26 protein-coding genes and 1 tRNA gene are annotated in these 25,632 nt (G+C 60.3%); 17 read left to right on the top strand and 10 right to left on the bottom strand.

The window, feature by feature from the left end; all coding sequences use genetic code 11:
- Positions 1-87 precede the first annotated feature (87 nt).
- Positions 88-1,203: an efflux RND transporter periplasmic adaptor subunit gene (locus tag ABD937_RS04580; RefSeq protein ID WP_345253757.1), complete on the bottom strand. Its 1,116-nt coding sequence runs from the start codon at positions 1,201-1,203 to the stop codon at positions 88-90.
- Between the two features lie 111 nt (positions 1,204-1,314).
- Positions 1,315-2,472 carry a 5-(carboxyamino)imidazole ribonucleotide synthase gene (locus tag ABD937_RS04575; protein ID WP_345253756.1) on the bottom strand — a complete coding sequence of 386 codons (1,158 nt, stop codon included), beginning with the start codon at positions 2,470-2,472 and terminating at the stop codon, positions 1,315-1,317.
- Between the two features lie 271 nt (positions 2,473-2,743).
- On the opposite strand from ABD937_RS04575, the gene ABD937_RS04570 reads away from it, so the two are divergent.
- A complete protein-coding gene (locus ABD937_RS04570; protein WP_345253755.1) occupies positions 2,744-4,003 on the top strand; it encodes an erythromycin esterase family protein in 1,260 nt (419 codons plus the stop codon).
- A 47-nt stretch (positions 4,004-4,050) separates the two neighbouring features.
- Here ABD937_RS04570 and ABD937_RS04565 read toward each other — a convergent pair whose 3' ends face one another.
- Positions 4,051-4,731, bottom strand: coding sequence for a hypothetical protein (locus ABD937_RS04565; protein WP_345253754.1), 681 nt, complete (start codon positions 4,729-4,731; stop codon positions 4,051-4,053).
- An 89-nt stretch (positions 4,732-4,820) separates the two neighbouring features.
- Between ABD937_RS04565 and hppD the strand changes: the two genes are divergently transcribed.
- Together hppD and ABD937_RS04555 are read left to right on the top strand one after the other, a co-directional pair.
- Positions 4,821-5,960, top strand: coding sequence for a 4-hydroxyphenylpyruvate dioxygenase (hppD, locus tag ABD937_RS04560; protein WP_345253753.1), 1,140 nt, complete (start codon positions 4,821-4,823; stop codon positions 5,958-5,960).
- 220 nt (positions 5,961-6,180) lie between these two features.
- On the top strand, positions 6,181-7,362 hold the full coding sequence (locus tag ABD937_RS04555) for a L,D-transpeptidase family protein (RefSeq protein WP_345253752.1): 1,182 nt from the start codon (positions 6,181-6,183) through the stop codon (positions 7,360-7,362).
- Positions 7,363-7,434: 72 nt separating this feature from the next.
- Here the strand turns inward: ABD937_RS04555 and ABD937_RS04550 are convergent, their stop codons facing one another.
- Positions 7,435-8,688 (bottom strand): aspartate kinase, encoded by a 1,254-nt coding sequence (locus ABD937_RS04550; protein ID WP_345253751.1) that lies wholly within the window; start codon positions 8,686-8,688, stop codon positions 7,435-7,437.
- Positions 8,689-8,840: 152 nt separating this feature from the next.
- Complete coding sequence (locus ABD937_RS04545) at positions 8,841-9,134, bottom strand: GNAT family N-acetyltransferase (protein WP_345253750.1); 294 nt, start codon at positions 9,132-9,134, stop codon at positions 8,841-8,843.
- 212 nt (positions 9,135-9,346) lie between these two features.
- Between ABD937_RS04545 and ABD937_RS04540 the strand changes: the two genes are divergently transcribed.
- The 7 genes from ABD937_RS04540 (at position 9,347) to trpA (ending at position 16,212) form a co-directional block, all read left to right on the top strand.
- Positions 9,347-10,759, top strand: coding sequence for an anthranilate synthase component I family protein (locus ABD937_RS04540; protein WP_345253749.1), 1,413 nt, complete (start codon positions 9,347-9,349; stop codon positions 10,757-10,759).
- 71 nt (positions 10,760-10,830) lie between these two features.
- Entirely contained in the window at positions 10,831-11,409 is a 579-nt protein-coding gene (locus ABD937_RS04535) for an anthranilate synthase component II (protein ID WP_345253748.1), read from the top strand.
- A 36-nt stretch (positions 11,410-11,445) separates the two neighbouring features.
- Positions 11,446-12,438: an anthranilate phosphoribosyltransferase gene (gene trpD / locus ABD937_RS04530; protein ID WP_345253747.1), complete on the top strand. Its 993-nt coding sequence runs from the start codon at positions 11,446-11,448 to the stop codon at positions 12,436-12,438.
- Positions 12,435-13,238, top strand: coding sequence for an indole-3-glycerol phosphate synthase TrpC (gene trpC, locus ABD937_RS04525; protein WP_345253745.1), 804 nt, complete (start codon positions 12,435-12,437; stop codon positions 13,236-13,238). The genes trpD and trpC overlap by 4 nt, the downstream gene beginning before the upstream one ends.
- Positions 13,228-13,881: a phosphoribosylanthranilate isomerase gene (locus ABD937_RS04520; protein WP_345253744.1), complete on the top strand. Its 654-nt coding sequence runs from the start codon at positions 13,228-13,230 to the stop codon at positions 13,879-13,881. Before trpC ends, ABD937_RS04520 begins: the two co-directional genes overlap by 11 nt.
- A gap of 11 nt (positions 13,882-13,892) precedes the next feature.
- The gene (gene trpB / locus ABD937_RS04515; protein WP_345253743.1) at positions 13,893-15,089 is read left to right on the top strand and encodes a tryptophan synthase subunit beta; all 1,197 of its coding nucleotides are present in this window, start codon (positions 13,893-13,895) and stop codon (positions 15,087-15,089) included.
- Positions 15,090-15,426: 337 nt separating this feature from the next.
- Positions 15,427-16,212: a tryptophan synthase subunit alpha gene (gene trpA, locus ABD937_RS04510; RefSeq protein WP_345253742.1), complete on the top strand. Its 786-nt coding sequence runs from the start codon at positions 15,427-15,429 to the stop codon at positions 16,210-16,212.
- Between the two features lie 160 nt (positions 16,213-16,372).
- Here the strand turns inward: trpA and ABD937_RS04505 are convergent.
- Positions 16,373-16,445: transfer RNA gene (locus ABD937_RS04505), tRNA-Gly, on the bottom strand.
- A 62-nt stretch (positions 16,446-16,507) separates the two neighbouring features.
- Between ABD937_RS04505 and hisH the strand changes: the two genes are divergently transcribed.
- From hisH to ABD937_RS04475, 6 genes are all read left to right on the top strand, one after another.
- The gene (hisH, locus tag ABD937_RS04500) at positions 16,508-17,098 is read left to right on the top strand and encodes an imidazole glycerol phosphate synthase subunit HisH (RefSeq protein WP_345253740.1); all 591 of its coding nucleotides are present in this window, start codon (positions 16,508-16,510) and stop codon (positions 17,096-17,098) included.
- The gene (hisA, locus tag ABD937_RS04495) at positions 17,098-17,811 is read left to right on the top strand and encodes a 1-(5-phosphoribosyl)-5-[(5-phosphoribosylamino)methylideneamino]imidazole-4-carboxamide isomerase (RefSeq protein ID WP_345253738.1); all 714 of its coding nucleotides are present in this window, start codon (positions 17,098-17,100) and stop codon (positions 17,809-17,811) included. The genes hisH and hisA overlap by 1 nt, the downstream gene beginning before the upstream one ends.
- A gap of 139 nt (positions 17,812-17,950) precedes the next feature.
- Complete coding sequence (gene hisF / locus ABD937_RS04490; RefSeq protein ID WP_345253737.1) at positions 17,951-18,709, top strand: imidazole glycerol phosphate synthase subunit HisF; 759 nt, start codon at positions 17,951-17,953, stop codon at positions 18,707-18,709.
- Positions 18,710-18,806: 97 nt separating this feature from the next.
- Entirely contained in the window at positions 18,807-19,595 is a 789-nt protein-coding gene (locus ABD937_RS04485) for a DUF2452 domain-containing protein (protein ID WP_345253736.1), read from the top strand.
- The gene (locus ABD937_RS04480; RefSeq protein WP_345253735.1) at positions 19,595-20,320 is read left to right on the top strand and encodes an FkbM family methyltransferase; all 726 of its coding nucleotides are present in this window, start codon (positions 19,595-19,597) and stop codon (positions 20,318-20,320) included. The genes ABD937_RS04485 and ABD937_RS04480 overlap by 1 nt, the downstream gene beginning before the upstream one ends.
- Entirely contained in the window at positions 20,317-21,033 is a 717-nt protein-coding gene (locus tag ABD937_RS04475) for a pyridoxine 5'-phosphate synthase (protein ID WP_345253734.1), read from the top strand. The genes ABD937_RS04480 and ABD937_RS04475 overlap by 4 nt, the downstream gene beginning before the upstream one ends.
- A 106-nt stretch (positions 21,034-21,139) precedes the next feature.
- Here the strand turns inward: ABD937_RS04475 and ABD937_RS04470 are convergent, their stop codons facing one another.
- Positions 21,140-22,174, bottom strand: a complete 1,035-nt coding sequence (locus tag ABD937_RS04470; RefSeq protein ID WP_345253733.1) for an MBL fold metallo-hydrolase — start codon at positions 22,172-22,174, stop codon at positions 21,140-21,142.
- Between the two features lie 120 nt (positions 22,175-22,294).
- On the opposite strand from ABD937_RS04470, the gene ABD937_RS04465 reads away from it, so the two are divergent.
- A complete protein-coding gene (locus ABD937_RS04465; RefSeq protein ID WP_345253732.1) occupies positions 22,295-22,645 on the top strand; it encodes a hypothetical protein in 351 nt (116 codons plus the stop codon).
- 78 nt (positions 22,646-22,723) lie between these two features.
- On the opposite strand, the gene ABD937_RS04460 is transcribed toward ABD937_RS04465, so the two are convergent.
- The 3 genes from ABD937_RS04460 to hisIE form a co-directional block, all read right to left on the bottom strand.
- Positions 22,724-23,593 (bottom strand): hypothetical protein, encoded by an 870-nt coding sequence (locus ABD937_RS04460; RefSeq protein ID WP_345253731.1) that lies wholly within the window; start codon positions 23,591-23,593, stop codon positions 22,724-22,726.
- A 73-nt stretch (positions 23,594-23,666) separates the two neighbouring features.
- On the bottom strand, positions 23,667-24,812 hold the full coding sequence (locus ABD937_RS04455; RefSeq protein WP_345253730.1) for a redoxin domain-containing protein: 1,146 nt from the start codon (positions 24,810-24,812) through the stop codon (positions 23,667-23,669).
- Position 24,813: 1 nt separating this feature from the next.
- On the bottom strand, positions 24,814-25,428 hold the full coding sequence (gene hisIE / locus ABD937_RS04450; RefSeq protein WP_345253729.1) for a bifunctional phosphoribosyl-AMP cyclohydrolase/phosphoribosyl-ATP diphosphatase HisIE: 615 nt from the start codon (positions 25,426-25,428) through the stop codon (positions 24,814-24,816).
- Positions 25,429-25,632 lie beyond the last annotated feature (204 nt).

The following is a 25,632-nucleotide window of genomic DNA, read 5'->3' as shown; positions in this document are numbered from 1 at the left end:
GTTCAGAAGGGTTCAGACAGGTTCAGAAGGGTTATGGGGTCTCAACCAACCTTCCTGAACCCCTCTGAACCTTCCTGAACCTTGGTTCTAGGGTTTCGCTCCTGCCGGACGGGCCGTGTCTGCCGTATTCCGGTTGCCGCCGGGCGCGTTCACGACCTTCCGCACGATGGCCTTGGCGTTCGGCTTCAGGCCCAGGATGCCGGTGATGGCAACCGTGTCGCCCACGTTGAGGCCGCTGGTGACCTGCACGAAGCTGGAGTCGCGGATGCCGGTGGTGACGTCCACGAACTTCACGGTGCCGGAGTCGATCACGTATACTTTCTTACCCCGGGCCTGCGGTACGATGGCCTGCGTCGGGATCATGATGGCGTTGGGGTTGGGGTCGAAGGCGATCTTGACCCGGGCGAAGGAGCCGGGCACGAGGCCGGTCTGGTCGCCTTTTACGAGGGCCCGCATCGTGAGGGTGCGCGTAGCGCCGCCGATGCCCGACTCGGTCGCCATCACCTGCGCGCTGTATACGCGGCTGTCGTTGGTGGTGGTAAAGTTGACCCAGGTGCCCTTTTGCACCCGGCCGATATATTGCTCGGGGAGGCTGAAGTCGATGCGCATCCCGGTCGTCTTCTGGATGGTGGTGAGCACCGATTGCGGCGTCACGTAGGCGCCGGTGCTTTCCATCTTGAGGCCGAGCTTGCCGGTAAAGGGCGCGCGCACCTCGGTGCGGCGGATGTTGGTGTTGATGATCTCGAGGTCGGCGCGGGCGTTGGAGATCTGGAGCTGCGCCACGTCGAGGTCCTGCCGGCTGATGCCCCCTATCTTGGCGAGGGCCGAATAGCGGTCAACGGTGGTTTGCGCCTGCTGTAGTTGCACCTGGAGCTTGCGGCGCTGGGCCTGCAGGTCGCCATCGTACAGCTTGGCGATGAGCGATCCCTGCGACACCACGGCGCCCTCCCGTACGTTCAGCGACACGATCCGGCCCGACACTTCGGGATGGATCTCGGTGGATTCGGAGGCTACGAGCGTGCCGGGCACTTCGATCTGCTCGGAAAGGGAGCGGGTTTGTACGAGGAAGGCGTCTACGCGCGCCGGCGGCCGCGGACCGGCCTTTTGCTGGGACTCGGCTTCCTTTTTCCGGTCGGAGGCGCCGCAGGCCTGCAGCAGCAGGGCGAGGGAAAGAAAGGGTAAAAGAGCGCTTGATGGTTTCAACGGGTCTCTGGTTTATGGTGCGAAGAGGGCAAAATTATTAAGAGGACGCAATCTACGTTGGAACATCGTCTGCGGTGCCCCTATTAACCTTAATTAACCGCTAACGAAAGCTTAAGAAGTCGCACCGGCACCGGAGCCGGATGAGCGGTCGCTGACTACTTTCAACACCTGGCGCACCTTATGGGCTTTGTACACCAGGTCCTGTTTCTCCGCGCTCAGCAGGGTCACGTGGCCCATCTTCCTGCCCGGCCTCGTTTCGCGCTTTCCGTAGAGGTGTACGAAGGCATTGTCGATCCCAAGCACCTCGCTCAATCCCTCGTACCGCGCCGGCCCGCTGTGTCCGGGCTCGCCGATGAGGTTGATCATCACCGAAGGCAGGATCGCCTTGGTGTTGCCCAGTGGGAAGCCGAGCAGCACCCGCCACAGCATGTCGAACTGCGAGCTGTAATGCGCCTCGATGCTGTGGTGCCCGCTGTTATGTACCCGCGGCGCCGTTTCGTTCACAAAGATCTCGCCGCTCTCGTCGATGAGCAGCTCCACGGCAAAGAGTCCGGGCGAGCCGAGGTGACGCACCACCGACAGCGCAATAGCCTCCACCTTCCAGAGCGCCTCGGTGGGGATCTCGGCAGGAGAGAGCTGGTAGTCGAGCAGGTTAAGGTCGGGGTTGAAGACCATCTCCACCGGCGGGTAGAGGGCGTGCTTGCCGGCGGCGTCCACGGCGATGATGAGCGCCACTTCCTTTTTGACGCGCACCATCTTCTCCAGCACGCTCGGGGCGTCGAAGCCGGCGTCGAGGTCGGTGCTGCCGTGGAGGAGCTGCACGCCGCGGCCATCGTAGCCGCCCTCGCCGATCTTGTGTACGGCGGGCAGGAAGGCGGCCTGTGCGCGGAGCTCGGCTTTGTTGGCCGTGACCACGTAGGCGGCCGTAGGAATACCGTGCTGCGTATAGAATTCCTTCTGCCGGATCTTGTTCTTGATGATGCGGAGTACCGCGGGCTTCGGGTATACGCGCACCCCTTCGCTTTCAAGGCGCTCGAGGGCGTCGATGTTCACGTTCTCGATCTCGATCGTAAGCGCGTCGAGACCTTTTCCGAAAGAATAGACGGCATCGAAGTCGCGAATATCACCCCGGGTGAAGTGGTGGCAGAGGTGGGCCGAGGGGCAATCGGGATCGTTTTCCAGCACAAAGGTTTCCACCGGGTAATTGGCTGCGGCCTGCAGCAGCATGCGGCCGAGCTGCCCGCCGCCAAGAATGCCCACTTTTTGCATGGAGCGAAGGTAGGGAAGGGAGGTTTATTAGTCTATTGGTCTATTAGTTTATTGGTCTATTTGTAAATGACCTCTGTGCTGCTCGCTTTCCGGCAGGAAGCTTTGAGCGGGTGCATGGCCGATACGGCGCAGCCGCTTCGAGATTCTATATTGGGCGACACACCATGGGGCGTCGTTACGGTTCGTTTTTCGATATTCCTTATTACCTGTTCCATTGTTCCCTCCACCTCTTTGGCGCGCTCCTTGCGGCCCTTTGCCCACATTTTATTCTATGAACCTTCTGAATAATTCCAGGGACCTCGACGCACTGATCAGCGACATCGACGACCGGCCGCTGGTGCTGCTCGGCGAGGCGAGTCACGGCACGCACGAGTATTACACCTGGCGCAGCGCCATCAGCAAGCGTCTCATCGAGGAAAAGGGCTTTCGGTTCATAGCCGTGGAGGGCGACTGGCCCGACTGCTACCGCATCAACCGCTACGTAAAGGGCTATCCCGATGCCGGCGACTCCATCCACGCCGTGCTCCGCACGTTCGACCGCTGGCCTACCTGGATGTGGGCCAACTGGGAGGTGGCGGCACTTGCCGAATGGCTCCGCGACTGGAACAAGGGCAAGGCGCCGGATCAGCAGGTGGGCTTTTATGGGCTCGACGTCTACAGTCTCTGGGATTCGATGCGTACGCTGCAGGACTACCTGGAAGGGGAGGACCCCGGACTCGCGGCCGCCCTGCGGGGAGCGATGCGCTGCTTCGAGCCCTACGCCGATAACGAGCATGCCTATGCGCGGGCCGCGCTCTCGAAGCACAGCTGCCGCGACAAGGTACTGTCGCTCCTGCAAGAGGTACGGCAAAAGGTGCCCGCTTTCGCCGACGATCCCGAAGCGGCCTTCAGTGCCGAGCAGAACGCCCTCATCGCCGTCAATGCCGAGCGCTACTATACCAGCATGATGGGCTTCGACAACGAGAGCTGGAACGTGCGCGACCGCCACATGATGGAAACCCTGGCGCGCCTCATGGATTTTCACGGGCCGGCGGCGAAAGGCATCGTGTGGGAGCACAACACGCACATCGGCGACGCGCGCGCCACCTCTATGAAGCAGGCCGGCATGGTCAATACAGGGCAGCTGGCGCGGGAGGCGTACGGTATCAATAGGGTGTACCTGGCGGGCTTCGGCTCCTACGAGGGCACGGTCATCGCAGGTGAGGCCTGGGGGGCGCCGATGCAGGAAATGCAGGTGCCGGAGGCCCGCGAAGGCTCCATCGAGGAGCTGCTGCACCGCGAAAGCCCGAAGAACCGCTACCTCCTGTTTACGTCGGAAGAGGCGCGGGAGCTCTTCGCAGAGCCCATTCCGCACCGGGCCATCGGCGTCGTGTACGATCCTGACCGCGAGCGCTACGGCAACTACGTGCCCTCGCGCATGGCCCTGCGCTACGATGCCTTCCTCTACATCGACCGCACCCGTGCACTGCACCCGCTGAACACCCGCGAGCAAAGTGGCAAGATTCCCGATCTGTACCCCTTCGGCTATTAAAAAAGCTCCGACGGTACCGTCGGAGCTTCATGCGTTGATCAAATTAATTATTGTATGCCGGCAATGACTTTCACCGTGCGGAATTTGGCGGTAACGGGATCGAAGAGTTTTTTCTCGATCCAGGTGAAGGCCAGCTTTTTGCCTTTGACGGCCGGCAGGTTGCCGGTGATCTTGTCCGACCCCTGAACCGGGTGCAGCAACAGCAGCCGTTGCTCACGTCCCGACTCGTCTTTCACTACGAGGGTAAGAACCTCGCGCCCCTCGGTGCGGATCACGGTGCCGGCTGTGGATTCCACCACAGCGATGCGGGTGTCCTCGATTCGCTCCATCGGTGGCGGTAGCTCACTCGGGTCGATCACTTCCTTGTCGGTGCCGGTATCCGCACGCTTCGGCGTCGCCTGCGGCTTCCGGATCTCGGCCAGCAAGGGACATTGGATCCGGGCGAGTGCCATCCCGATCTCGACCCCGATTTTTTCGAGTCCCTTCTGGTCGGTCATTTCCACGTTGCGGGCCTCAGCAATAGCCATAAAATCAGAAAGGGCCGTTGTAGAAATACACTCGCCGGCAAGCTGATGCATCTCGGTAACGGTTACATTCGCCGATTTTTTGCTCATCATGCAATCGCACACTTTGCGGGCTGCGGCGGTAATGAGTTTAGCGGTGCTATCCTGGGCGGTGGCGCTGCCGGCGAGCACCAGCAGGAGCAGGGTGGTAAGGATCGTTTTCATGCGGGATTTGCCCGGAAGATAGCCTAAATCGTGGTGCAGCAAGCCAAACTGCCTTAATTTTGAAGCCTACCGCATAAAAAGATTTTTATATGTCACATGTTGCTGCTAATGAAACGATGGATCGCCGTGAAGCCGGGGCCGACTTCCTGCCGCTGCAGGGCACCGATTACGTGGAGTTTTACGTCGGCAACGCCAAGCAGGCCGCGCATTATTACATGAGCGCCTTCGGCTTCCAGGCCATCGCCTACGCCGGCCCCGAAACGGGCGTGAAGGACCGCGCCTCCTACGTGGTGCGCCAGAACAAACTCACGTTCGTGCTCACGACGCCGATCCGCGCCAACAACCCCATTGCCGACCATGTACACAAGCATGGCGACGGCGTACGGTTCCTGGCCCTGCGCGTCGACGATGCTACGGCGGCCTGGGAGGAAACGACCAAGCGCGGCGGCAAGAGCTACCTCGAGCCCCAGCGCCTGCAAGACGACAACGGCGAGGTGGTCATGAGCGGCATCCATACCTACGGCGACACCGTACACCTCTTCATCGAGCGCAGGAATTATACGGGTGCCTTCATGCCGGGCTTCCGCCCCTGGAGCAACCCGCACTTTGCGCCCGCCGACACCGGGCTTCTCTACGTCGACCATTGCGTCGGCAACGTGGGCTGGAACCAGATGAACCCCTGGGTGAAGTTCTACGAAGACGTGATGGGCTTCAGAAACATCCTCACGTTCGACGACGAGGACATCTCCACCGAGTACTCTGCACTGATGAGCAAGGTGATGAGCTCGGGCTCCGGCTTCGTTAAATTTCCGATCAACGAGCCGGCCGAAGGCAAGAGGAAGTCGCAGGTAGAAGAGTACCTTGAGTTCTACGACGGCGAAGGGGTGCAACACGTAGCGCTGGCCACCGCCGATATCGTGAAGACCGTAAAGGACCTCATGAGCCGCGGTGTGGAGTTTCTGAAAGTACCCAACTCTTATTACGAAGACCTCTTGGACCGCGTGGGTCATATCGACGAGGATCTCGAGCCGCTCAAGGAGCTCGGCATCCTGGTAGACCGCGACAATGAAGGCTACCTCCTCCAGCTCTTCAGCAAGCCCGTACAGGACCGCCCGACGCTCTTCTTCGAGATCATCCAGCGCAAAGGCGCTAAAAGCTTCGGCAAAGGCAACTTCAAGGCACTGTTCGAGGCCATCGAGCGCGAGCAGGCCGCACGGGGCAATTTGTAAGGAACAATGGAACAGGGAATAAGGAACAGGGAACAATTGAAGTAAAGTACCTATAGGGAATGCGTTTAGTGTTTTCTTTTCGGCACTTGGTTCGTCGGTTCCCTGTTCCTTATTCCCTGTTCCCTGTTCAAAATGCCGGCCTGCCGGCATTTTGGAGTTTTTTTTGCATTTGATTGAGGAACTTGCTGTCCCGTTCACCGTAACCTTCCAGGACCCCCTCATGCGTAGATCCCTTTTGTTTTCTGTAGCCGTTGCGGCTGGTCTTGCGGCCGGCGCCCAGGGCGATGTGGCGCCCATGCTCCGCCCCGACAACTTCTCCTTTGTTTCCTACCAGAAAACCCTCGCCCGCCCTGCCGAGGCCATGAAGCATAAGGTGGACACGCTCCAGAAGCAGTTTGCCGCCAAAGGACTGAAATGGCCCGCCGCGCAGCTCTATATCCGCAATTTCAAGTACGACGGTCAGCTGGAGGTATGGGTGAAGAACGACCGGAAGGAGCCGTTCAAGCTGTTCAAGACCTACCGCGTCTGCGCCCTCGCCGGATCCCTCGGCCCCAAGCGCATGGAGGGCGATTACCAGGTGCCCGAAGGCTTCTATTACATCAACGAATTCAACCCATCGAGTACCTACCACCTTTCGCTCGGGCTCAACTACCCCAATGCTTCCGACAAGCTGCTGAGCGACTCGCTCCAGCCCGGCGGCGACATCTACATCCACGGTTCCTGCGTTACGGTGGGCTGCATCCCCCTCACCGATACCTATATCGAGGAGCTGTATGTGCTCGCGGCCTTTGCACGGGAGTCGGGGCAGGACTTTATTCCCGTACACATCTTCCCGATCCGCTACAGCAATAAGAAAAGCGTCGATTACCTCAAAACCCTGAGCAAGACCGACGCGGAGCTGAAGGCGTTTGCGGAGAACCTGGAACGCGTATACGACCACTTCGAGGTGGCGAAGCAACTGCCGGTGATCATGACCAACGACAAGGGTGAGTACGTGTACGCCAACCTTTCGAAGAAGGTGGCGCCCGCACCGCCGGTGAAAAAAGTGCACCCGGCCCGGCGTACCCGCACCATCACCGATATTGCCGACGTGGTACACCAGTGGCCCCAGTTCCCGGGCGGCAACGAGAAATTCCTCGACTACCTGAGAACGGCCGGCAATGCGCTGGCCGACGAGCTTCCGGCCACGCACAAGAAGGCTTATGTACAGGTCGAGTTCGTGGTAGACAAAGACGGCACGCCCCTCAACTTCAAGGTAACGAAAGGAGTCACTGCCGATTTCAACGAGGAGATCGTCACCCAGCTCGAGAAGATGCCCGCCTGGCAACCCGCCCAGCTCAACGGGCAGCCCGTAGCCAAGAAGATCGTGCAAGGCTTTGCCATCGAGAAAGCTTCCAACTGATAATCAGACTCAAAAAAAACAGCCCCCCGACGCTACTACCGTCGGGGGGCTGTTTCATTTGTAGAACTACGGTCAACCCAGGAGTACCTGTATCGTTTCCTTTGTTTGCTGCTTGAGGATGCTGCTGCTCTCGCCGCAAAGCTGGCTTACCAGCGCATCGTTGTAATGACGGACGGTGAGCAGCGTGAGGCCGCGGGTAATCTGTACATTGAAGTACTGCGTGGCGTGGTGCGCAAGCGCCTGCACCTTTTCATCATGATCGTCGAGCACGCAGAGAAAGGAGACGGCGCCGTTCTGGGTCAGGTTGGGCCGGAACTTAACGGTGTCGAAAATGCGGTACAGCTCCGCCGTAAGCCCTTCACTGACGAAGGAAAAGTCTTTGGACTGCAGCTCCATCAGCACCTGCTTCTGCTTGTGCACGATGATGGGCGGGAGATCGGCCACGCTGGCGTTGTGGATCACCGTGCCTTCGGCTTTCGGATCGAGGAAGGACTTTACATACAGGGGAATGCCCTTGTTCTGCAGTGGCTTGATGGTTTTGGGGTGAATTACCTGCGCGCCGTAGTAGGCCATCTCGATCACCTCGCGGTAATTGAGTTCGCGGATCCACTGCGCATCGGGGTATTGCTTCGGGTCGGCATTCATCACGCCCTGCACGTCCTTCCAGATCGTCTGGCCTTCGGCCTCGAGGAGGTTGGCGAACACGGCCGCGGTGTAGTCGGAGCCCTCGCGCCCGAGCGTGGTGCTTTCGTTTTCGCCGGTGGCCCCGATGAAGCCCTGCGTGAGCACGATAGAGCCGGAGCTGAGCACTGGCTGCACAAGCTCCTTCACCCGCGCTGCGGTAAACGGCCAGTCGATGCGGGCGTCGCGGAAGTTATCGTCGGTGCGGATGATGTCGCGTACGTCGATCCAGTGATTGGCCACGCCGTTTGCATTGAGGTATTGGCTTACAACGGCCGTGGAAAGAAGCTCGCCCACGCAGACCACCTGGTCGTAATAATAATGGTGGTCGCGCACGGGTTTATCGTGCAGCAGCCATTCCACCTCGGTGAAAAAGTCGGTGAGCTGAACGGCGGCCTGCGCCTCTACCCCGAGGTCGCGCGCCATGGCCAGGTGTTCGGTCTTGATGCCCTCGAAGAGGCGCAGCGCCTCCTCCTTGTCGCCGCCGAAGAAGGCGGTGACCACTTTCTCGAGTGCGTTGGTGGTTTTGCCCATGGCCGAGATCACCACCAGCAAGGGTCCCTCGAAGGAGGCGATGATGCTCCCGACATTGCGCACGCGCTCCGGCGTCGACACCGACGCCCCTCCGAACTTGAAGACTTTCATGGATGCGAAAAGGTTTGTGCAAAGAAAGGGGAAGAACAGGTTTTGAATGGTTTTGGTGGGTTTTCAAAGGTTTTGGAAGGTTCGGATCGCTGGCAAGCCCGGTTGCCTTTAAAAACAAACTCATAAAACCCTCCAAAACCTTCTAAAACCCGTTACTCCGGCTCCGTCTGCAACACATCCCTGAGCTCGGGCTTCTTGTCGAACATGGCGCGGGCGAAGGAGCATACCGGTACGATCTTGAGCCCTTCGGTGCGGGCGTATTCCACGGCGCTCTGTACGAGCTGCAGGCCCACGTTCTTGCCTTTGAGCGCGTCCGATACTTCGGTATGATCGATGACGAGGGTCTTCGGATCGTGGCGCCGGTAGGTCATTTCGGCGAGGTGCTCGTTGTTGCCGGGTACGAAAAAGGTTCCGTCTTGCGCGTTCTGTACGTGTTCGATGGTCATGGCCGGGTTTTATGGTGAAAAGAAAAATATTTGGGCAAATGCCGTACCCGTCTCATATTTGTGGCCACATGACACGTATTCTCAACAATGGCTGGTGGTGGCATACAAACTCTTTCGGGGTTCTGTAAGGTCATTGCTGTCATTGTCAACGCATAGATCGGAGCCCCTGCAAAGGGGCTTTTTTCATGCCCGTGTCCTAATCGTTTGTCGCTATGAAAAAGATCGTTGTCACTACCACCGTTAAACGCAGCCTGGCCGACGTGCATACGCCGGTAGGCATCTACCTGCGCCTCCGCGACCGCTTCCGCGACACGGTGCTCCTCGAGAGCACCGACAGCCACGCGGCCGAGAACTCCTGGTCCTTCATCGGCATCAATGCCATTGCCGGCATCGAAGTGCTGGATGGCGGAGGGGTAGAGGTGAAGTTCCCCGGCCAGCCCCCGCAACGCCAGCCCCTGCAGGGCCCGGGCGCCCTACAGGAGGCCCTGGGCGCTTTCCTGCAGCGCTTCGAGCCCGTGGCCAACGACCCGCAGGCCCGCTACGCGCAGGGCCTGTACGGCTACTTCACCTTCGATGCGGTGCAGCTCTTCGAGCGCCTGCAGTTCAAGCAGGACAGCGACGGCCGCAACGGGGTGCCGGCTGCCCGCTACCGGATGTACCAGTATGTGATCGCGATCAACCACCACCGCGACGAGCTGCTGCTGCTCGAGAACCAGGTGGCGGGGCTGGAGAGCGAGGCTTCCGTGGTGGAATCGCTGATCGCGAGCCGCGACGTACCGCAGTTCCCGTTTGGCAAGAAAGGGGAGGAGGCTTCCAACCTGGAAGACGAAGCCTACCGCGCCCTGGTGCGCCAGGGCATCGCCCACTGCCACCGCGGCGACGTGTTCCAGATCGTGCTGAGCCGCCGCTTCGAGCAGGGCTTCCGGGGCGACGAGTTCAACGTGTACCGCGCGCTCCGCCACATCAACCCCTCGCCCTACCTGTTTTATTTCGACTACGGCGATTACCGCCTCATGGGCTCCTCGCCCGAGGCGCAGCTGATCGTACAGAACGGCGCCGCGGTGATGCACCCCATCGCCGGCACCTTCCGCCGCAGCGGCGATGAGGAGGAGGACCGCCGCCGTGCCGAGGCCCTGCTGCAGGACCCGAAGGAGAATGCCGAGCACGTGATGCTCGTGGACCTTGCCCGTAACGACCTGAGCACACTGTGCAGCAACGTTGAGGTTACCCGCTACCGCCAGATCCAATACTATTCACATGTCATTCACCTGGTAAGCGAGGTGAAAGGACAGCTGCCTGCCGGCACCAATCCCTTCGCGGTGCTGTTCCGGACGTTCCCGGCGGGCACGCTGAGCGGCGCGCCCAAGTATCGGGCGCTGCAGCTCATCGACGGGCTGGAGCCCACGGCCCGCAGCTTCTATGGCGGCGCCATTGGCTTCGTGGGTTTCGACGGCTCCTGCAACCATGCCATCATGATCCGCACCTTCCTGAGCCGGCACAACACGCTGTTCTACCAGGCCGGCGCCGGCGTGGTGGCCGCCAGCGTGCCGGAGAGCGAGCTGCAGGAGGTGAACAACAAGCTCAACGCGCTGAAAAAGGCGGTGGAGCTGGCAGAAACCCTTTAGAAGGTTTTTAAGGTTTTTGAGGTTTTGTGGGTTCGAGCCCGCTTTTGATTAACCGTACTAATACGATACACGTGATACTTGTTTTCGACAACTACGATTCTTTTACGTATAACCTGGTGCACCTCGTGCGCACGCTCACCGACGAGCCTGTGGAAGTGCACCGCAACGACCAGCTGCCGCTTAGTGAAGTGGCCCGGTTCGACCGCGTCATCCTCTCGCCCGGTCCGGGTATCCCGGAGGAGGCGGGCCTGCTGCTGCCGCTCATTAAGGAATATGCCGGCAAAAAACCGATCCTGGGCGTCTGCCTCGGTCACCAGGCCATCGGGCAGGCCTTCGGCGGAACGCTCGTGAACCTCGATACCGTGTTTCATGGGGTGGCCACGCCGGCGCGCGTGAAGCGTGAATCGTCAATCGTCAAAGGGGACCTGTTCCGCGGGTTGCCCGACGACATCGAGGTTGGGCGATACCATAGCTGGGTGGTGAGTAACGATAACTTTCCGAAGGAGCTCACTGTAACGGCAACCGACGACAATGGCTACATTATGGCCTTACGCCACAAGGAGCTGGACGTCCAGGGCGTGCAGTTCCATCCCGAAAGCGTGCTTACCCCCAACGGCGCACAAATCATCAAGAACTGGCTCGGTAAATAGCGCGCATTGACCATTGACCATTCACCATTGACCCAGATGAAAAAGATCCTCCAACAACTCTTCGAGCACAAGACCCTCGACCGCGCCACGGCCCGCCAGATCATGCTGGACCTCGCCGGCGCGCGCTTCAACGATACCGAGATCGCGGCCTTCATGACCGTGTACCTGATGCGCACCATCACGATCGACGAGCTCCTCGGCTTCCGCGATGGCCTCCTGGAGCTGGCCGTTCCGGCGCCGCTCGCCGACTTCGCGCCCATCGACATCGTAGGCACCGGCGGCGACGGCAAGAACACCTTCAACATCTCCACCCTCGCCTGCTTCATCGTGGCGGGTGCAGGCGGCAAGGTGGCCAAGCACGGCAACTACGGGGCCTCCTCCATCTCCGGGGCTTCCAACGTGATGGAAACGCTCGGCTACCGCTTCTCGAGCGATACCGGGCGCCTGCAGCGCGAGCTCGAAGCGACGGGCTTCACCTTTCTGCACGCACCCCTTTTCCACCCGGCGCTTAAAGTAGTGGGGCCGCTTCGCAAAAGCCTCGGCTTCCGCACCTTCTTCAACATGCTGGGACCGCTCGTAAACCCGGCCGCACCCGCCTTCCAGCTGGTGGGCGTGTACAGCCTCGAGCTGGCACGGATCTACAACTACCTGCTGCAGCTGGATGGCCGCGCCTTCACCCTCATCCACGGGCTCGACGGCTACGACGAGGTATCGCTGACCAACGACACGAAGGTGATCACCCCGGAAGGCGAGCGCGTACTGTCGCCCCAGGTGCTGGGTAAGCGCAGCGTGCAGCCGGCCGACATCAGCGGCGGCAACAGCGTGGCCGACGCCGCCAAAATATTTGTGAAGATCCTTCGCGGAGAAGGCTCCTGGGCGCAAAACGCCGTGGTGCTGGCCAATGCGGCCCTCGCTTTGCAGGGCTCCGGTGGGTACGCGGCCTACGATGCCGCCTATGATGCTGCCGTGGAAAGCCTCGAAAGCGGCAGCGCCCTCCGCTCCTTCGAAAAACTCATCTCCCTCCAATGAACATCCTCGAAAAAATCGTACAGCAAAAGCGCCACGAGGTGGCCGACCGGAAAGTGGAGCGTACGCTCACGGAGCTGAAGGAGCGTCCGTTGTACGCTGCCCCGCGCCGCTCCCTCGCCTATACGCTGGCCCTCCCGGGCAGCACCGGCATCATCGCCGAATTCAAGCGCAAATCGCCGAGCAAGGGCTGGATCGCCCATGAGCTGGCGTCGCCCCGGATCGCCGTGCCGGCCTACGACCAGTATGGCGCTGCCGGTATCTCGATCCTGACCGACGCGCCCTTCTTCGGTGGCAACCTGTCGGACCTGGAAGAATCCCGCACTATGGTCGAGGCGCCGCTGCTCCGCAAGGACTTCACCATCGATCCGTACCAGCTGCACGAGGCGCGTGCCTTTGGCGCCGACGTGATCCTCCTGATCGCCGCCATCCTGGAGCCGGCGCAGGTGCGGGAGCTGGCGGCAGAGGCCAAAAGCCTGGGCCTCGAGGTACTGCTCGAATTGCACGGCGACGAGGAGCTCGGGCACGTTTGCCCCGAAGTGGACCTCGTGGGCATCAACAACCGGAACCTGAAGACCTTTTCGGTGGATCTGGACCGGTCGGTGCAGCTCGCAAAAGCCCTGCCTGCGGGGAAGCTGAAGGTGGCCGAGAGCGGCATCAGCTCGCCGGAGGACTTACTGTTCCTGAAGGCACACGGCTTCGACGGCTTCCTGATCGGGGAGCGGTTCATGAAGGAGGCGGATCCCGGCTCGGCCTTTGCCGCTTTTGTAGGGAACATTAAAAAATTATCCGATGAAGCTTAAAGTATGCGGGCTGACCTCGATCGCCCAGATGGAGCGGGCCCATGAGCTGGGTGTCGACTACGTCGGTCTGGTGTTGTATGCCGGGTCGAAGCGGTCCGCGCTGCCCTTTACCGAAGCGGCAGCCGACGAGCTGGAGCGGGTCGGTATCTCCAAGATCGGTGTGTATGTGAACGAGGATGCCGCGAAAGTAATGGCCGATACGGAGCGCTACAACCTCACGGCGGTGCAGCTGCACGGCGACGAGTCGCCCGAATATTGCGCCGGCCTGCGCGACCGCGTCAACATCATCAAGGCCTTCCGCATCGGGGCCGACACGGATATTGACGCCCTGGTGGCACCCTACCACGCGGTCTGCGATTACTTCCTGTTCGATACGCGCACGGAAGATTACGGCGGCAGCGGCCGCTCCTTCGACTGGAAGCTGCTCGAGAAGGCGCTGGTCGACAAGCTGTTCTTCCTGAGCGGCGGTATCGGTCCCGACGACCTCGAAAAGATCCGCAGCTTTTATCATCCCTTCCTGTATTGCATCGACATCAACAGCCGCTTCGAAACGGAGCCCGGCGTCAAGGATATGGCCGTGGTGGCGACGTTTCTGAGCGAACTCCACGCCAGCCGCTCGGGCCACGTACAGAACGATCATTAAACAAACCGACGATGAACGCAAGCACCACAACGAACTTTCACCCCGATGAGGAGGGCTACTACGGCCGCTTTGGCGGAGCCTACATCCCCGAAATGCTGCACCGCAACGTAGCGGAGCTGCGCAGCCGCTATAAGGAGCTGCTCGAGGATCCTTCGTTCCGGGAAGAGTATGCGCAGCTGCTGCGCGACTACGTGGGCCGGCCCACACCGCTCTTTTTCGCGGAGCGCCTCAGCCGCCTCCACGGCACCCAGGTATACCTGAAACGCGAGGACCTTTGCCATACCGGCGCACACAAGATCAACAACACCGTTGGCCAGATCCTGCTCGCGCAGCGGCTCGGCAAAAAGCGCATCATCGCGGAGACGGGCGCCGGGCAGCACGGAGTGGCCACGGCCACGGTGTGCGCGCTCAAAGGCATCGAATGTATTGTGTACATGGGGGAGAAAGACATGGAGCGACAGGCGCCCAACGTGGCGCGGATGCGGATGCTCGGCGCCACGGTGCGTCCTGCCACCAGCGGCTCCAAGACCCTGAAGGATGCCACCAACGAGGCCATCCGCGACTGGATCGGTCATCCGCACGATACGCATTACATCATCGGGTCGGTGGTGGGTCCGCATCCATACCCCGACCTCGTGGCGCGCTTCCAGAGCGTCATCAGCGCCGAGGTGCGCCGGCAATTACACGAGCGCACGGGCAGCGAGCTGCCGACCCACGTGGTGGCCTGCGTGGGCGGGGGTTCCAATGCCGCCGGTGCCTTCTACCACTTCCTCGACGAGCCGTCGGTGCAGATCATTGCTGTAGAGGCCGCGGGTCATGGCGTGGAGAGCGGCCGCAGCGCCGCCACCACGCGCCTTGGAACGGAAGGCATCCTGCATGGCAGCCGCAGCCTCGTAATGCAGACGCCCGACGGGCAGGTGGTGGAGCCGCACAGTATTTCTGCGGGACTCGACTACCCGGGCATCGGGCCCCTGCATGCGCACCTGCATGCCAGCGGCCGGGGGCAGTTCCTCTGCGTCACCGATGAGGACGCACTCAACGCTTCCTTCGAAGTAGCCAGGCTCGAAGGCATCATTCCGGCCCTCGAAACCGGCCATGCCTTTGCGGCCCTGCGCCAGCTGGATCTGAACGAAAAGGATGTTGTGGTCGTCTGCCTCAGCGGCCGCGGCGACAAGGACCTCGCCACTTATATGAGTGCGATGGGTTAATGTGCTGGCTTCGGCTGCGCTCAGCCTGACAAAAGGCACTTGTCATCCAGAGCGGAGCGCAGCGGAGTCGAAGGAGGGTGATGGGGTAATGGGATGATGGGATGATGGGATGATGGGGTGATGGGGTGATGGGGTGATGGGGTGATGGGGTGATCAACCCGGCAAGATATTCACGGAACCGTTCTCGACGCTGGTAAGGACGCATCAAAATGCATTTGCGCGCTTGCCAACTGAGAAATGATCCGGGTCAGAAAGACAATTACGGAGAGACGACCTTACCAATAAACCAATAGACCAATAAACTAATAAACTAATAAACTAATAGACCAATAAACCAATGTCCCGACTAACGGAATTGTTTGAGCGAAAAAAAGAGCGGCTCCTGAATGTGTATTGCACCGCGGGCTTTCCCGAACCTGATAGCACGCGCACCGTGCTCCGGGCGCTGCAGGATAACGGTGCCGACCTCATCGAGCTGGGTATGCCCTATAGCGACCCGCTGGCCGATGGACCCGTGATCCAGGCGAGCAGCGCGCGCGCGCTGGCCGGTGGTATGACCATCGGGAAGCTGCTGGCGCAGCTGAAGGACTTCCGGGAAGAGATCCGGGTGCCGGTGGTGCTCATGGGCTACCTGAATCCCTTGCTGCAATACGGCTTTGAAAAATTCTGCAACGAAGCGGCTGCCGTGGGCGTCGACGGGCTCATTATACCCGATATCCCGATGTATGAATACGAGCGGGAATACCGGGCCGTTGTGGAAGGAGCGGGGCTCAATTTCATTTTCCTGGTGACGCCCGAAACGTCCGACGAGCGCGTACGCCGGCTCGATGCGCTGAGCAGCGGCTTCCTCTATGCCGTATCGTCGTCCTCGATCACGGGTGCCGGCACCGAAATGGCGCCGGTGGAAGCCTACCTGCAGCGCCTGAAAGCACTCGGCCTCCGGAACCCGCTACTCGTGGGCTTCGGCATTCGCGACAAGGCCAGCTTCGACGCGGCCTGCGCGCACGCCGAAGGCGCCATCATCGGGTCGGCCTATATCCAGGCGCTCGAGCAGGGCCCGGACATCGAAACGGCGACCCGTACGTTTTTAACCCGCGTGCTGGGTGAACAAAAGACGGGATGAGCCGTTAGGTGGGCAAGATAGAACGACGATGGATTCGAAGGGGCGACGGACGTTACTGCTTTTAGGGAAGGTTCACCGCTCGAACGCGGTAGCCGGGACCCCGCCGGCGGACTACGAGGTGAGCGGGCAAAAAAAGAAAGAAGAGGAACTTCTTTCTTTGAGCGGGAGACGGGACTCGAACCCGCTACCTACAGCTTGGGAAGCTGTCGCTCTACCAGGTGAGCTACTCCCGCGATTCATTCCGGACTACTTCGCCAAAGCATCAGCAACGGCGAATAACTTTGACAAAGTAACAATGAAACTTGCAATAATCAAATATAACGCCGGCAACATCCGCTCTGTGCTGAACGCGCTGGAGCGGCTCGGCGCCGAAGCCGAAGTGACCGATGAACCGGAAGCGCTGCGCCGGGCCGACAAGGTCATCTTCCCCGGCGTGGGCGAGGCGAGCACCGCCATGGCCAGCCTCCGGCAGAACGGCCTCGACGGGGTGTTGCGCTCACTCACGCAGCCCGTGCTCGGCATTTGCGTGGGTATGCAGCTGCTCTGCGCCCATTCGGAGGAGAACGATACCGAAGCGCTCGGCATCGTACCGGTGCGGGTACGCCGCTTTCTGCCGGCAGATGCACTGCTCAAGGTGCCGCAGGTAGGCTGGAACCGGCTCTTCAACCTGCGCTCCCCGCTCTTCGCCGGCATCGACGAAGGTAGCTATGTCTACAACGTGCATAGCTATTACGCCGAAGACAGTCCGTATACCATTGCCCACTGTGAATACGGGCTCACCTACGCAGCCGCCGTACACAAGGACAATTTCTACGGCGTACAATTTCATACCGAGAAAAGCGCCGCCACCGGCGACCGCATCATCCAAAACTTCCTGCAACTCTAATGGAACTCATTCCCGCAATCGACATTATCGACGGCAAATGCGTGCGCCTCACGCACGGCGACTACGGACAGAAAAAGGTCTACAACGAGCATCCCCTTGAAGTAGCGCTCCAGTTCGAGGACGCGGGTCTCCGCCGCCTCCACCTGGTGGACCTCGACGGCGCCAAGGCCGGACAGGTGCGCAACTGGAAGGTGCTGGAAACGATCGCCGGCAAGACGGGCCTGGTGATCGACTTCGGCGGCGGCATCAAAGCCGAGAAGGACGTCCAGATTGTGTTCGACTCGGGCGCCGCGCTCGCAACGGTGGGCAGCATCGCCGTCAAGGATGCCGACACGTTTACGAGGTGGCTGGAGCGCTTCGGCGCCGGCCGCTTCCTGCTCGGTGCTGACGTGCGCGACGAAAAGATCACGATCTCCGGGTGGACGGAAAGTACCGACATCTGGATCTATGACTTCATTCAGCAGTATGTGGAGAAGGGCATCACCCAGCTCTTTTGCACCGACGTGGCCAAGGACGGCGCCCTGCAAGGGCCGTCGCTCGAGCTATACCAGAACATCGTTCAAAAATTCCCGGAGCTGCACTTCATCGCCTCCGGCGGCGTGGCCTCCCTCGACGACCTGCACCGCCTCCGCGACGCCGGATGCCGGGGCGCCATCATCGGAAAGGCCATTTACGAGGGATTCATTTCACTGGAGCAGCTAAAAAGGTTTTGAAAGGTTTTGGGGGTTTTGAACAGTTATCCCGAGACCAAGTAAGCCTTGATCAAAAACCATCCAGCAAACGACGGAAAGAAATGGCCGGTTTGAACGACCCTTACCAATAAACAAATAGACCAATAGACCAATAAACATTATGCTCGCCAAACGCATCATTCCCTGCCTCGACATCAAGGACGGCCGCACGGTGAAGGGCACCAACTTCGTGAACCTGCGCGACGCGGGCGACCCGGTGGCACTCGCCGCGGAATATGCGCGGCAGGGGGCCGACGAGCTCGTGTTCCTCGACATCACCGCAACGGTAGAAAAACGGAAGACGCTGGCCGCGCTCGTGCACGAAGTGGCCCATACCATCAATATCCCGTTCACGGTAGGAGGCGGCATCCGGTCTACCGAGGATGTGAGCGCCCTGCTTGCCGCGGGTGCCGACAAGATTTCCGTGAACACCGCTGCCTTCGACAACCCGGGGCTCGTTTCCGACATAGCCCGCATGGCCGGGAGCCAGTGCGTGGTGCTGGCGATCGATACCCGGCTCGAAGATGACGGCGAGTGGTATGTGTACCTGCAGGGCGGCCGCAAAAAGACCGACGTGCGCTGTTTCGATTGGGCCCGCCAGGCCGTTGATCTGGGCGCCGGTGAGATCCTGCTCACTTCCATGAACCATGACGGCACGAAAACAGGCTTCGCCCTCGACATCACGCGCCGTCTTTCCGATGCCCTCCCGGTACCCGTCATCGCCTCCGGCGGCGGCGGCACAATGGACCACTTCGCGGATGCCTTCACAAAGGGCGCTGCCGACGCCGCCCTCGCCGCCTCGGTGTTCCACTTCGGCGAGATCTCCATCCCCGACCTCAAAGCCTACCTGAAGGAGCAAGGTGTAGAAGTTCGGTTGTGACCTTGCCTGTTATCCGGCAATACGTCAGCCCAAGGAAATGGATGGCCTTTTATCAGCACATTAACTCATTAGCACATTAGCACATTACTTTTGCCGAATGGTTCAAGCCTATAACTTCCTGGGTAGCTGGCAGCTGTTTCCCGAAAAGGGAACCTACGAGTCGGGTACCCGGCCCCAAAGCGGGATCTACAAGATCGAGAGTCCCGAGGGACAGCGTGCCCTTCAGGTGACACACAGCTGGGTGAGCCTGGAAAACGAAGCGTTTACCTCTTCCTACAGCATCGAGGCCGACGGCGACCTGCATCCCTTTGCCGACAAGGCGTTGGCCGACGAGGTGCAGGTATCGTTCACCGACAGCATTTCCTTCGAGCTGCATTTCTACAGGGCCGGCCAGGTGGCGCTGCACATCGTGCACGAGATCCAGCCCAACGGCTACCTGAAACTGACCGTGCAGGGCTTCCGTGCCGATGGCGCGCCCTATACCAACGTGGAAGTGTTTCACCGTCAGATGAGCGTGCTGCCCTATTCGGCATCCGTGTCGGGCGCGCTGATAAAGCCCACCGAGGAAGGTGTGATCCGCCACAAGGCCCTGACGGCCATGGAGGAGCAGACCAACATGCAGCTCGACCAGATCCGCAAGCAGATCGAGCTGCTGGCGCTGCAGGCCCAGGAGATCCACAAGCGCAAGGAGCTATCGCTGATGATCTACAACGCGAAGATCTCCTTCAAGCCCGAGATCGGGCAGATCTATTACTTATACGAAAAGCAGGACGGCAATCACATGATCTCCCTCATCTCTCCGAAGGAATGGGGCGCGGCCATGCCCTACCAGGGCTTTGTAGCCGCCGTGCAGTTACTGGCCGATCACACCTGGAAAGAACTCTGATGGCGACACTCAAGCAAACCCTGAAACTTTATTACCGCGCCTGGAAATACCGGCGCGCCGACCAGAATGAGATCGATTGGATGCTCCAGCACCTGAAGCCGGGTGCCACCGCGATGGATGTGGGCGCCCACAAGGGTGCCTATACCTACTGGATGCTGAAAGGCGTAGGCGCCGAAGGACGCGTGGTAGCCTTTGAGCCGCAGCCAAGCGGTACCGTATTGCTACGGTCGCTCTTCGGCCGCAAGGTCACCGTGGAGCAACTCGGGCTCTCCGACCAGTCGGGTCAGAACTTTTTTTACATCCAGCCGCAAAAGGGCAATGTGTCGTACGAGGCCTCGCTGATCGATAAGTACGGCGATTCCGAAGAGCAGGTGATTGAAACGATTACGCTCGACCAGTATTGCACGCAGCGGCAGTTGAAGCCGGCACTGGTGAAGATCGACGTGGAGGGGCACGAGTGGGAAGTGCTGCAGGGCGGGCTCGATACGCTGAAGCAGCTGCGACCTTACCTGCTGATCGAGATCGAGGAGCGCCATGTCGGGCCCGAGCGTATGGGCGCCATCTTCGGCCTGCTGCGCGATTGCGGCTATGCAGGCTATTTCTTTGCCGGCGGCCGCAAGCTGCCGTTGTCGGAGTTTCGGGCCGCAGTACACCAGTCGCTGCAGTCGCTGAAAGGCGACGGCGCCGCATATATCAATAACTTTGTTTTTGAACCCAGCATATGACCAAGCTCTCCGTCAATATCAACAAGATCGCTACCCTGCGCAACAGCCGCGGCGGCAATAACCCGGATGTAGTCAAAGCCGCCATCGACGCACAGGAATTCGGAGCCGACGGCGTGACCGTGCACCCACGCCCCGATGAGCGGCACATCCGCTATGCCGACGTGCGGGCCATCAAGCCGGTGATCACTACGGAATTCAACATAGAAGGCAACCCGCGCGAGCGTTCGTTCGTGGACCTTGTGCTCGACGTGCGTCCGCACCAGGTAACGCTCGTGCCCGACGAGCTCGGACAGCTTACGTCGGATCATGGTTGGGACACCCGCCGGCACCACGACTACCTGCGCGATATCATTGGCGTCTTCAAGAAGGCCGGCATCCGGGTTTCGATCTTTGTAGACCCCGCCATCGATATGGTGGAAGGCGCAGCCGACACCGGCACCGATCGCATCGAACTGTATACCGAAGCCTACGCCCGCGGCTATGCCTCCGACCGGGAAGCCGCGGTAGCGCCGTATCGTGCTGCCGCGAAAAGGGCTGCCGAGCTGGGCCTGGGCATCAACGCCGGCCACGACCTCGACCTGCAGAACCTTGCTTTCCTGAAGCAGCACCTGCCGCAGCTCGACGAAGTCAGCATCGGCCATGCGCTCATCGCGGACGCGCTGTACCTGGGCTTTGAAAATACCATCCAGCTCTATAAGCGGCAACTGGCTTGACCGGTTGCCCTGAACGAAAAGAGCCCCGACAACTTCGTCGGGGCTCTTTCTTGCCGGGCGCTGCGGCACCGTAATGCTACGGGCCATCGGGGCGCCGCTGGTATCATTAGCGCTGCGCATCGCCCAGCTGGCGCATCACTGCGGCCCATTCCTGGCGGTTGCGGCGGCGCTGGCGCATCAGGTAGATGCCCAGGCCGATGGCAACGGCTGCAACGGCGATGGTTGCTACGAAGGTGTAGTTCTTCTTCTCCGGCGGGATGTAGGTCACCCCGTCTTCATTGGTCAGTGCGGGCTCGTGCACATAGCGTCCTTCTTCGGGCATCGCGATGTCCCAGAACTCACGCGTGAGCTTGTTGAGGGCCTTCCGCGCTTCCGCACCATACATGCTCTGGCCGTGTCCGGTGGCGATCACCTGCGGCTGCAGCTGCGCCAGCAGGCGCACCGAGCGCGCGGCGGCACCCCAGTCGATGGTGAAGTAAGCCGGCGGGCCAAGCAGCGTCTTTTTCTGCGTCATCACCGATATCGCGGAATTCTGGTTGGTGGTGGTGAGGGCATCGCCGGCCACCAGCACGCCATCGCGCTCGCGGTAGATGCTGATATGCCCCGGGGCATGACCGGGCGTATGAAGCCAGCGCCACTCCGGCAGCCCGGGAAGCGTGCCGTCTTCCTCGATCACCCGCAGGCGGTCTTCTACGTTGATGGGGCCACGCGGGAACGTGAACGACATTGTGGCCATGAGGCCGCCGCCTACCGACGGGTCTGCAGGCGGATACTCTGCCTTGCCGGTAAGGAAGGGCACCTCGAGCTTATGACAATAGATGGGAACGCCCCACTCGTCGGCGAGCTCGATGAGCGCACCTACGTGATCGAAGTGACCGTGAGTGAGCACGATGGCCGTGGGGCGGCTGTTGCCCGAGCCGAACACCGTCTTTGCCAGGTCGCGGATCTTGGAGGCCGACGACTTGATGCCGGCGTCGACTAGCACCCAGTTGTTGGTGCCTTCTGAGTTCTGCACGATAAAGGCGTTTACGAATTTATCCTTCACCCGCCACACCCCGGGTGCCACCACATACTGGTTCTTCCCGATCTCGTGCTCTGCGGTGGCAGTTACCACCCGGTTATTTATGGCCGTTCTGTTCATAAATGCATTTTGGGATAAAGGGCACAAATAACATACCATCGAAGTGGGCGCGCTTCCGCCCCAAACCGCCTCAATCTGGCCCCCCGTTTGCGGCAACACACCGGACAAAATCGGTACAACATGAAGCGAATGATCCTGATAGCCGGCGTACTGCTCTGCCTGGGCGCGCCGGCAATGGCACAAAGCTCAGGCGGCGGAAACGGCGGCTCGCGCGACGCCGCATCGGTGTCGGCCTCCGGTGGCAACCGGGGCGCTTTACATCATAAACAGGTCAGGAAGGTGAAAAAGACGAAGTCGGGAAAGAAGAAGGTCGCTGTTCAGAAGGTGCCCCTGGAAGAAGACAAGATGTACCCGTGGAAGAACGGGCAGCGAGCGACGCCTACCGGCAACGAGGCCACGGGCACCAACGGACAGGGCTTCAGCGCACCCCGAAAGGACAGCGTGCTGCATCCCCGGCGCGAGCGTCGGTAAGTGAGCACTTGCCCTCATACCGTATTTCTACAAACCGGGCGGCCAAAGGCCGCCCGACTTTTTTAGATTCATGGGCTACTATCCCTTGAAGGAGAACAAGCGAGCAGGGGCATCGCCCGAGCCCTCGGTGCTGATGTAAAGAGTGCCGTCGGGGCCAAAGCAAAGACCCTCGGGCTGCGGCATCAGCGCGTCGCGGATCGGCGTAAAGGAGCGCAAAGAACCGTCGCGGCCGAAGCAGGCCAGCCCGCGGATGCCTGCCGAGCCCAGCACGCAAATCTCCCCGGTGCGCGGATGCACGGCGATCGCGGAAGGGTGGAAGCCTCCCTTGCCGTTACCCATCTTCGCCACCGCCTCCGGTCCGATCTCCAGGAAGGGCTCGGGCAGCAGGGCGCCGGCTTTCAGATCGTACGCGTAAATGATGCGGCTGTCGTTCTTTCCCTTCTTCCCCTTTTTACCTTGGAACTCTTTCGAAGCGAGCAGCAGGTGCCCGGAAACCGGGTCGTAGGCAATGCCCTCGATATTCTCGCGTTCGGGAATGCCGGTCTGGAGCTCGCGCACTTTGGGCGAGCCGGCCCAGTCGGTGATTTCGAGCAACATCCCGTTACTGCGCACGGCATAGGCCGTGTTGCCTACGAGCTCGATGCCTTCCATATCGATCTTCGTATTGTCGCTGGTGCGCAGCAAGCCCTTGTGCCGCACGCGGGCGCCGCTGGCGAGGTCCAGCAGGTACACATGGCGCGTTGCATCCTCGATGGCCAGGATCTGGTTGCGTCCGGCCGGCGTGATCCCCGAGATCTCGATGAGGTCGGGGGAGAGATTCCAGGTGTTCAGGGGCTTGTCGAGGTTGTGCGCAGGCAGCGCAGCGCCGTTGCTTTCTGAGGTGGTCGCGTTCCCGGTGCAGGCAGCAAGCGCCACAGGAAGCAGAAGTACGGAGAGCAAGTTTCTCATGCCTTCTTTCGTGCAATGAACGTTCCATAAAAAAACCTGTCCGCAGACAGGTTCTTAAATTCTTTTTTAGCGCTTAGTTACACCCGAGCAGCTCGCACAGCTTGGCTTCGAGCTCGGCGCCGCGGAGGTTCTTGCCTACGATCTTCCCGTTGGGATCGATGAGGAAATTTTGCGGGATGCCCTGCACGTGGTACAGCTGCGCCACGGCGTTGCTCCATTGCTGCAAGTCGCTGACGTTGGTCCAGGTGAGCTTGTCGTCGTTGATCGCCTTGATCCATGCTTCGCGGCGCTGGTCGAGCGAAACGCCGAGGATGGTGAAGTTCTTGTTGCTGAATTTCTGGAAGGCCTTCACTACGTTCGGATTCTCGATCCGGCAGGGCTTGCACCAGGAGGCCCAGAAGTCGAGCAGTACCCATTTGCCTTTGAAGGAGGCCAGTGAAACGGGCTTGCCGGTAGTATCGGCCTGTGTAAAGTTGAGGGCGTCGGAGCCGATCGCGCCTACGAGGCCGTTGGCGATGTTCTGGCCAAGCGCGCGCCCGATGTTGGAGTTGCGGACCGTGCTGTCGAGCTGGCCGAAGCGCTCGTTGAGCACCACGTAGTTGTCGAGCACGGGCGCTGTGATGTACATCAGGAAGGGCGACACGTAGGAGCTGCGCTTTTCCTGCACGAAGCGGCCGACCTCGTTATTGAGTTGCTGGCGTACCGAGTCGTAGGAAGCGATGAGCCCGTTGCGGAGCGCGGGGTCCTGGGTCGACTGGATCTGGTTGCCCATGCTCTGCACTTTGCCAAGGATGGGGGAGAAGATCGCCTGGAACTGCAGGAAGTCGGCATGCGAGCGGGAGCCTTCGAGGCGGATGCTGGCGAGGTCGGGCGCGGGGCCTTCCGACTTTACTTTGGTTGTCGGCGTTTTTGTTTTCTCCTTCACCTCCAGCGCCGGGCCGGCACTGAGCTTCATCTCGGTGTTCTCGACGTATACGTACACGGAGCCCGTGGTGCCCAGCGAGAGCACGGCAAGGGCCGGCTCGCCCACCTGTCCGCGGAGCTCGAAGGCGCCCTTCTTGCTGTGCGCGGTGGCGATCACCGTATTGTTCTGGTGCGTGTTGAGCAGCTTCACCTCGGTGCTGTCTTTAAGCCCGGGAATGCTGGCGCTGATGCGAAACCCTTCCTGCGACCAGGCGGCGGCAGGGAGGAGCAACAGGAGCGTAAAAAATCTTTTCATGTTATTTCGGTTGATGGCGGTGCTGGAGTTCCTTCACAACGTCGGCCAGCGTGCAATCTTTCGCTTGCAATAATACCAAATAGTGAAAAAGCAGGTCGGCCGCTTCTCCCAAAAATAACGCCCTATTAACGTCCTTCGACTCGATCACGAGCTCCACTGCTTCCTCGCCCACTTTCTGGGCGATCTTATTGATGCCTTTGGCAAACAGCTTCTTCACGTAGGAGCTTTCGTCGGTGCCCTTGCGGCGCAGCTCGATGATGTGCTCGAGGTAATACAGGAAGTCTTCGCGGCTGTTCTTTTCGGTCCAGCAGGTGTCGGCGCCGGTGTGGCAAACGGGCCCCGACGGCACGGCCTTCACGAGCAGGCTGTCGCGGTCACAGTCGACAAGGATCTGGCGGAGCTGCAGGTGGTTGCCGCTTTCTTCGCCCTTCGTCCAGAGCCGGCCCTTGGAGCGGCTGAAAAAGGTGACCAGGCCGGTCTGCTCGGTATGATGCAGCGCCTCTTCGTTCATAAAACCGAGCATGAGCACTTTCTGGGTGCCGTAATCCTGCACCACGGCCGGGATGAGGCCATCGGCATACTTGGAGAAGTCGAGGTTTTCGAGCGCTGTATTCATGCCCGCAAAGGTAGGCGAGGGAGTGCAAGGTTCAGGAAGGTTCAGGGAGGTTCAGGAAAGTTTAGGAAGGTTTCAGGGAGGTAGGCTGGCGCCAACAACCATTCTAAACTGTAATAGTTAGGAGTTGATCTGACAGTTCGGGTTGTTTGGAGGGTTATTCAAAAGGATTTGGATTTTAGGATAAGGGTTGATTGAACTGCGTGT

The sequence above is a fragment of the Flaviaestuariibacter amylovorans genome (assembly GCF_039541815.1).
Classification (GTDB): Bacteria; Bacteroidota; Bacteroidia; order Chitinophagales; family Chitinophagaceae; genus Flavisolibacter; species Flavisolibacter amylovorans.
This window is presented reverse-complemented; position numbering and strand designations above follow the sequence as displayed.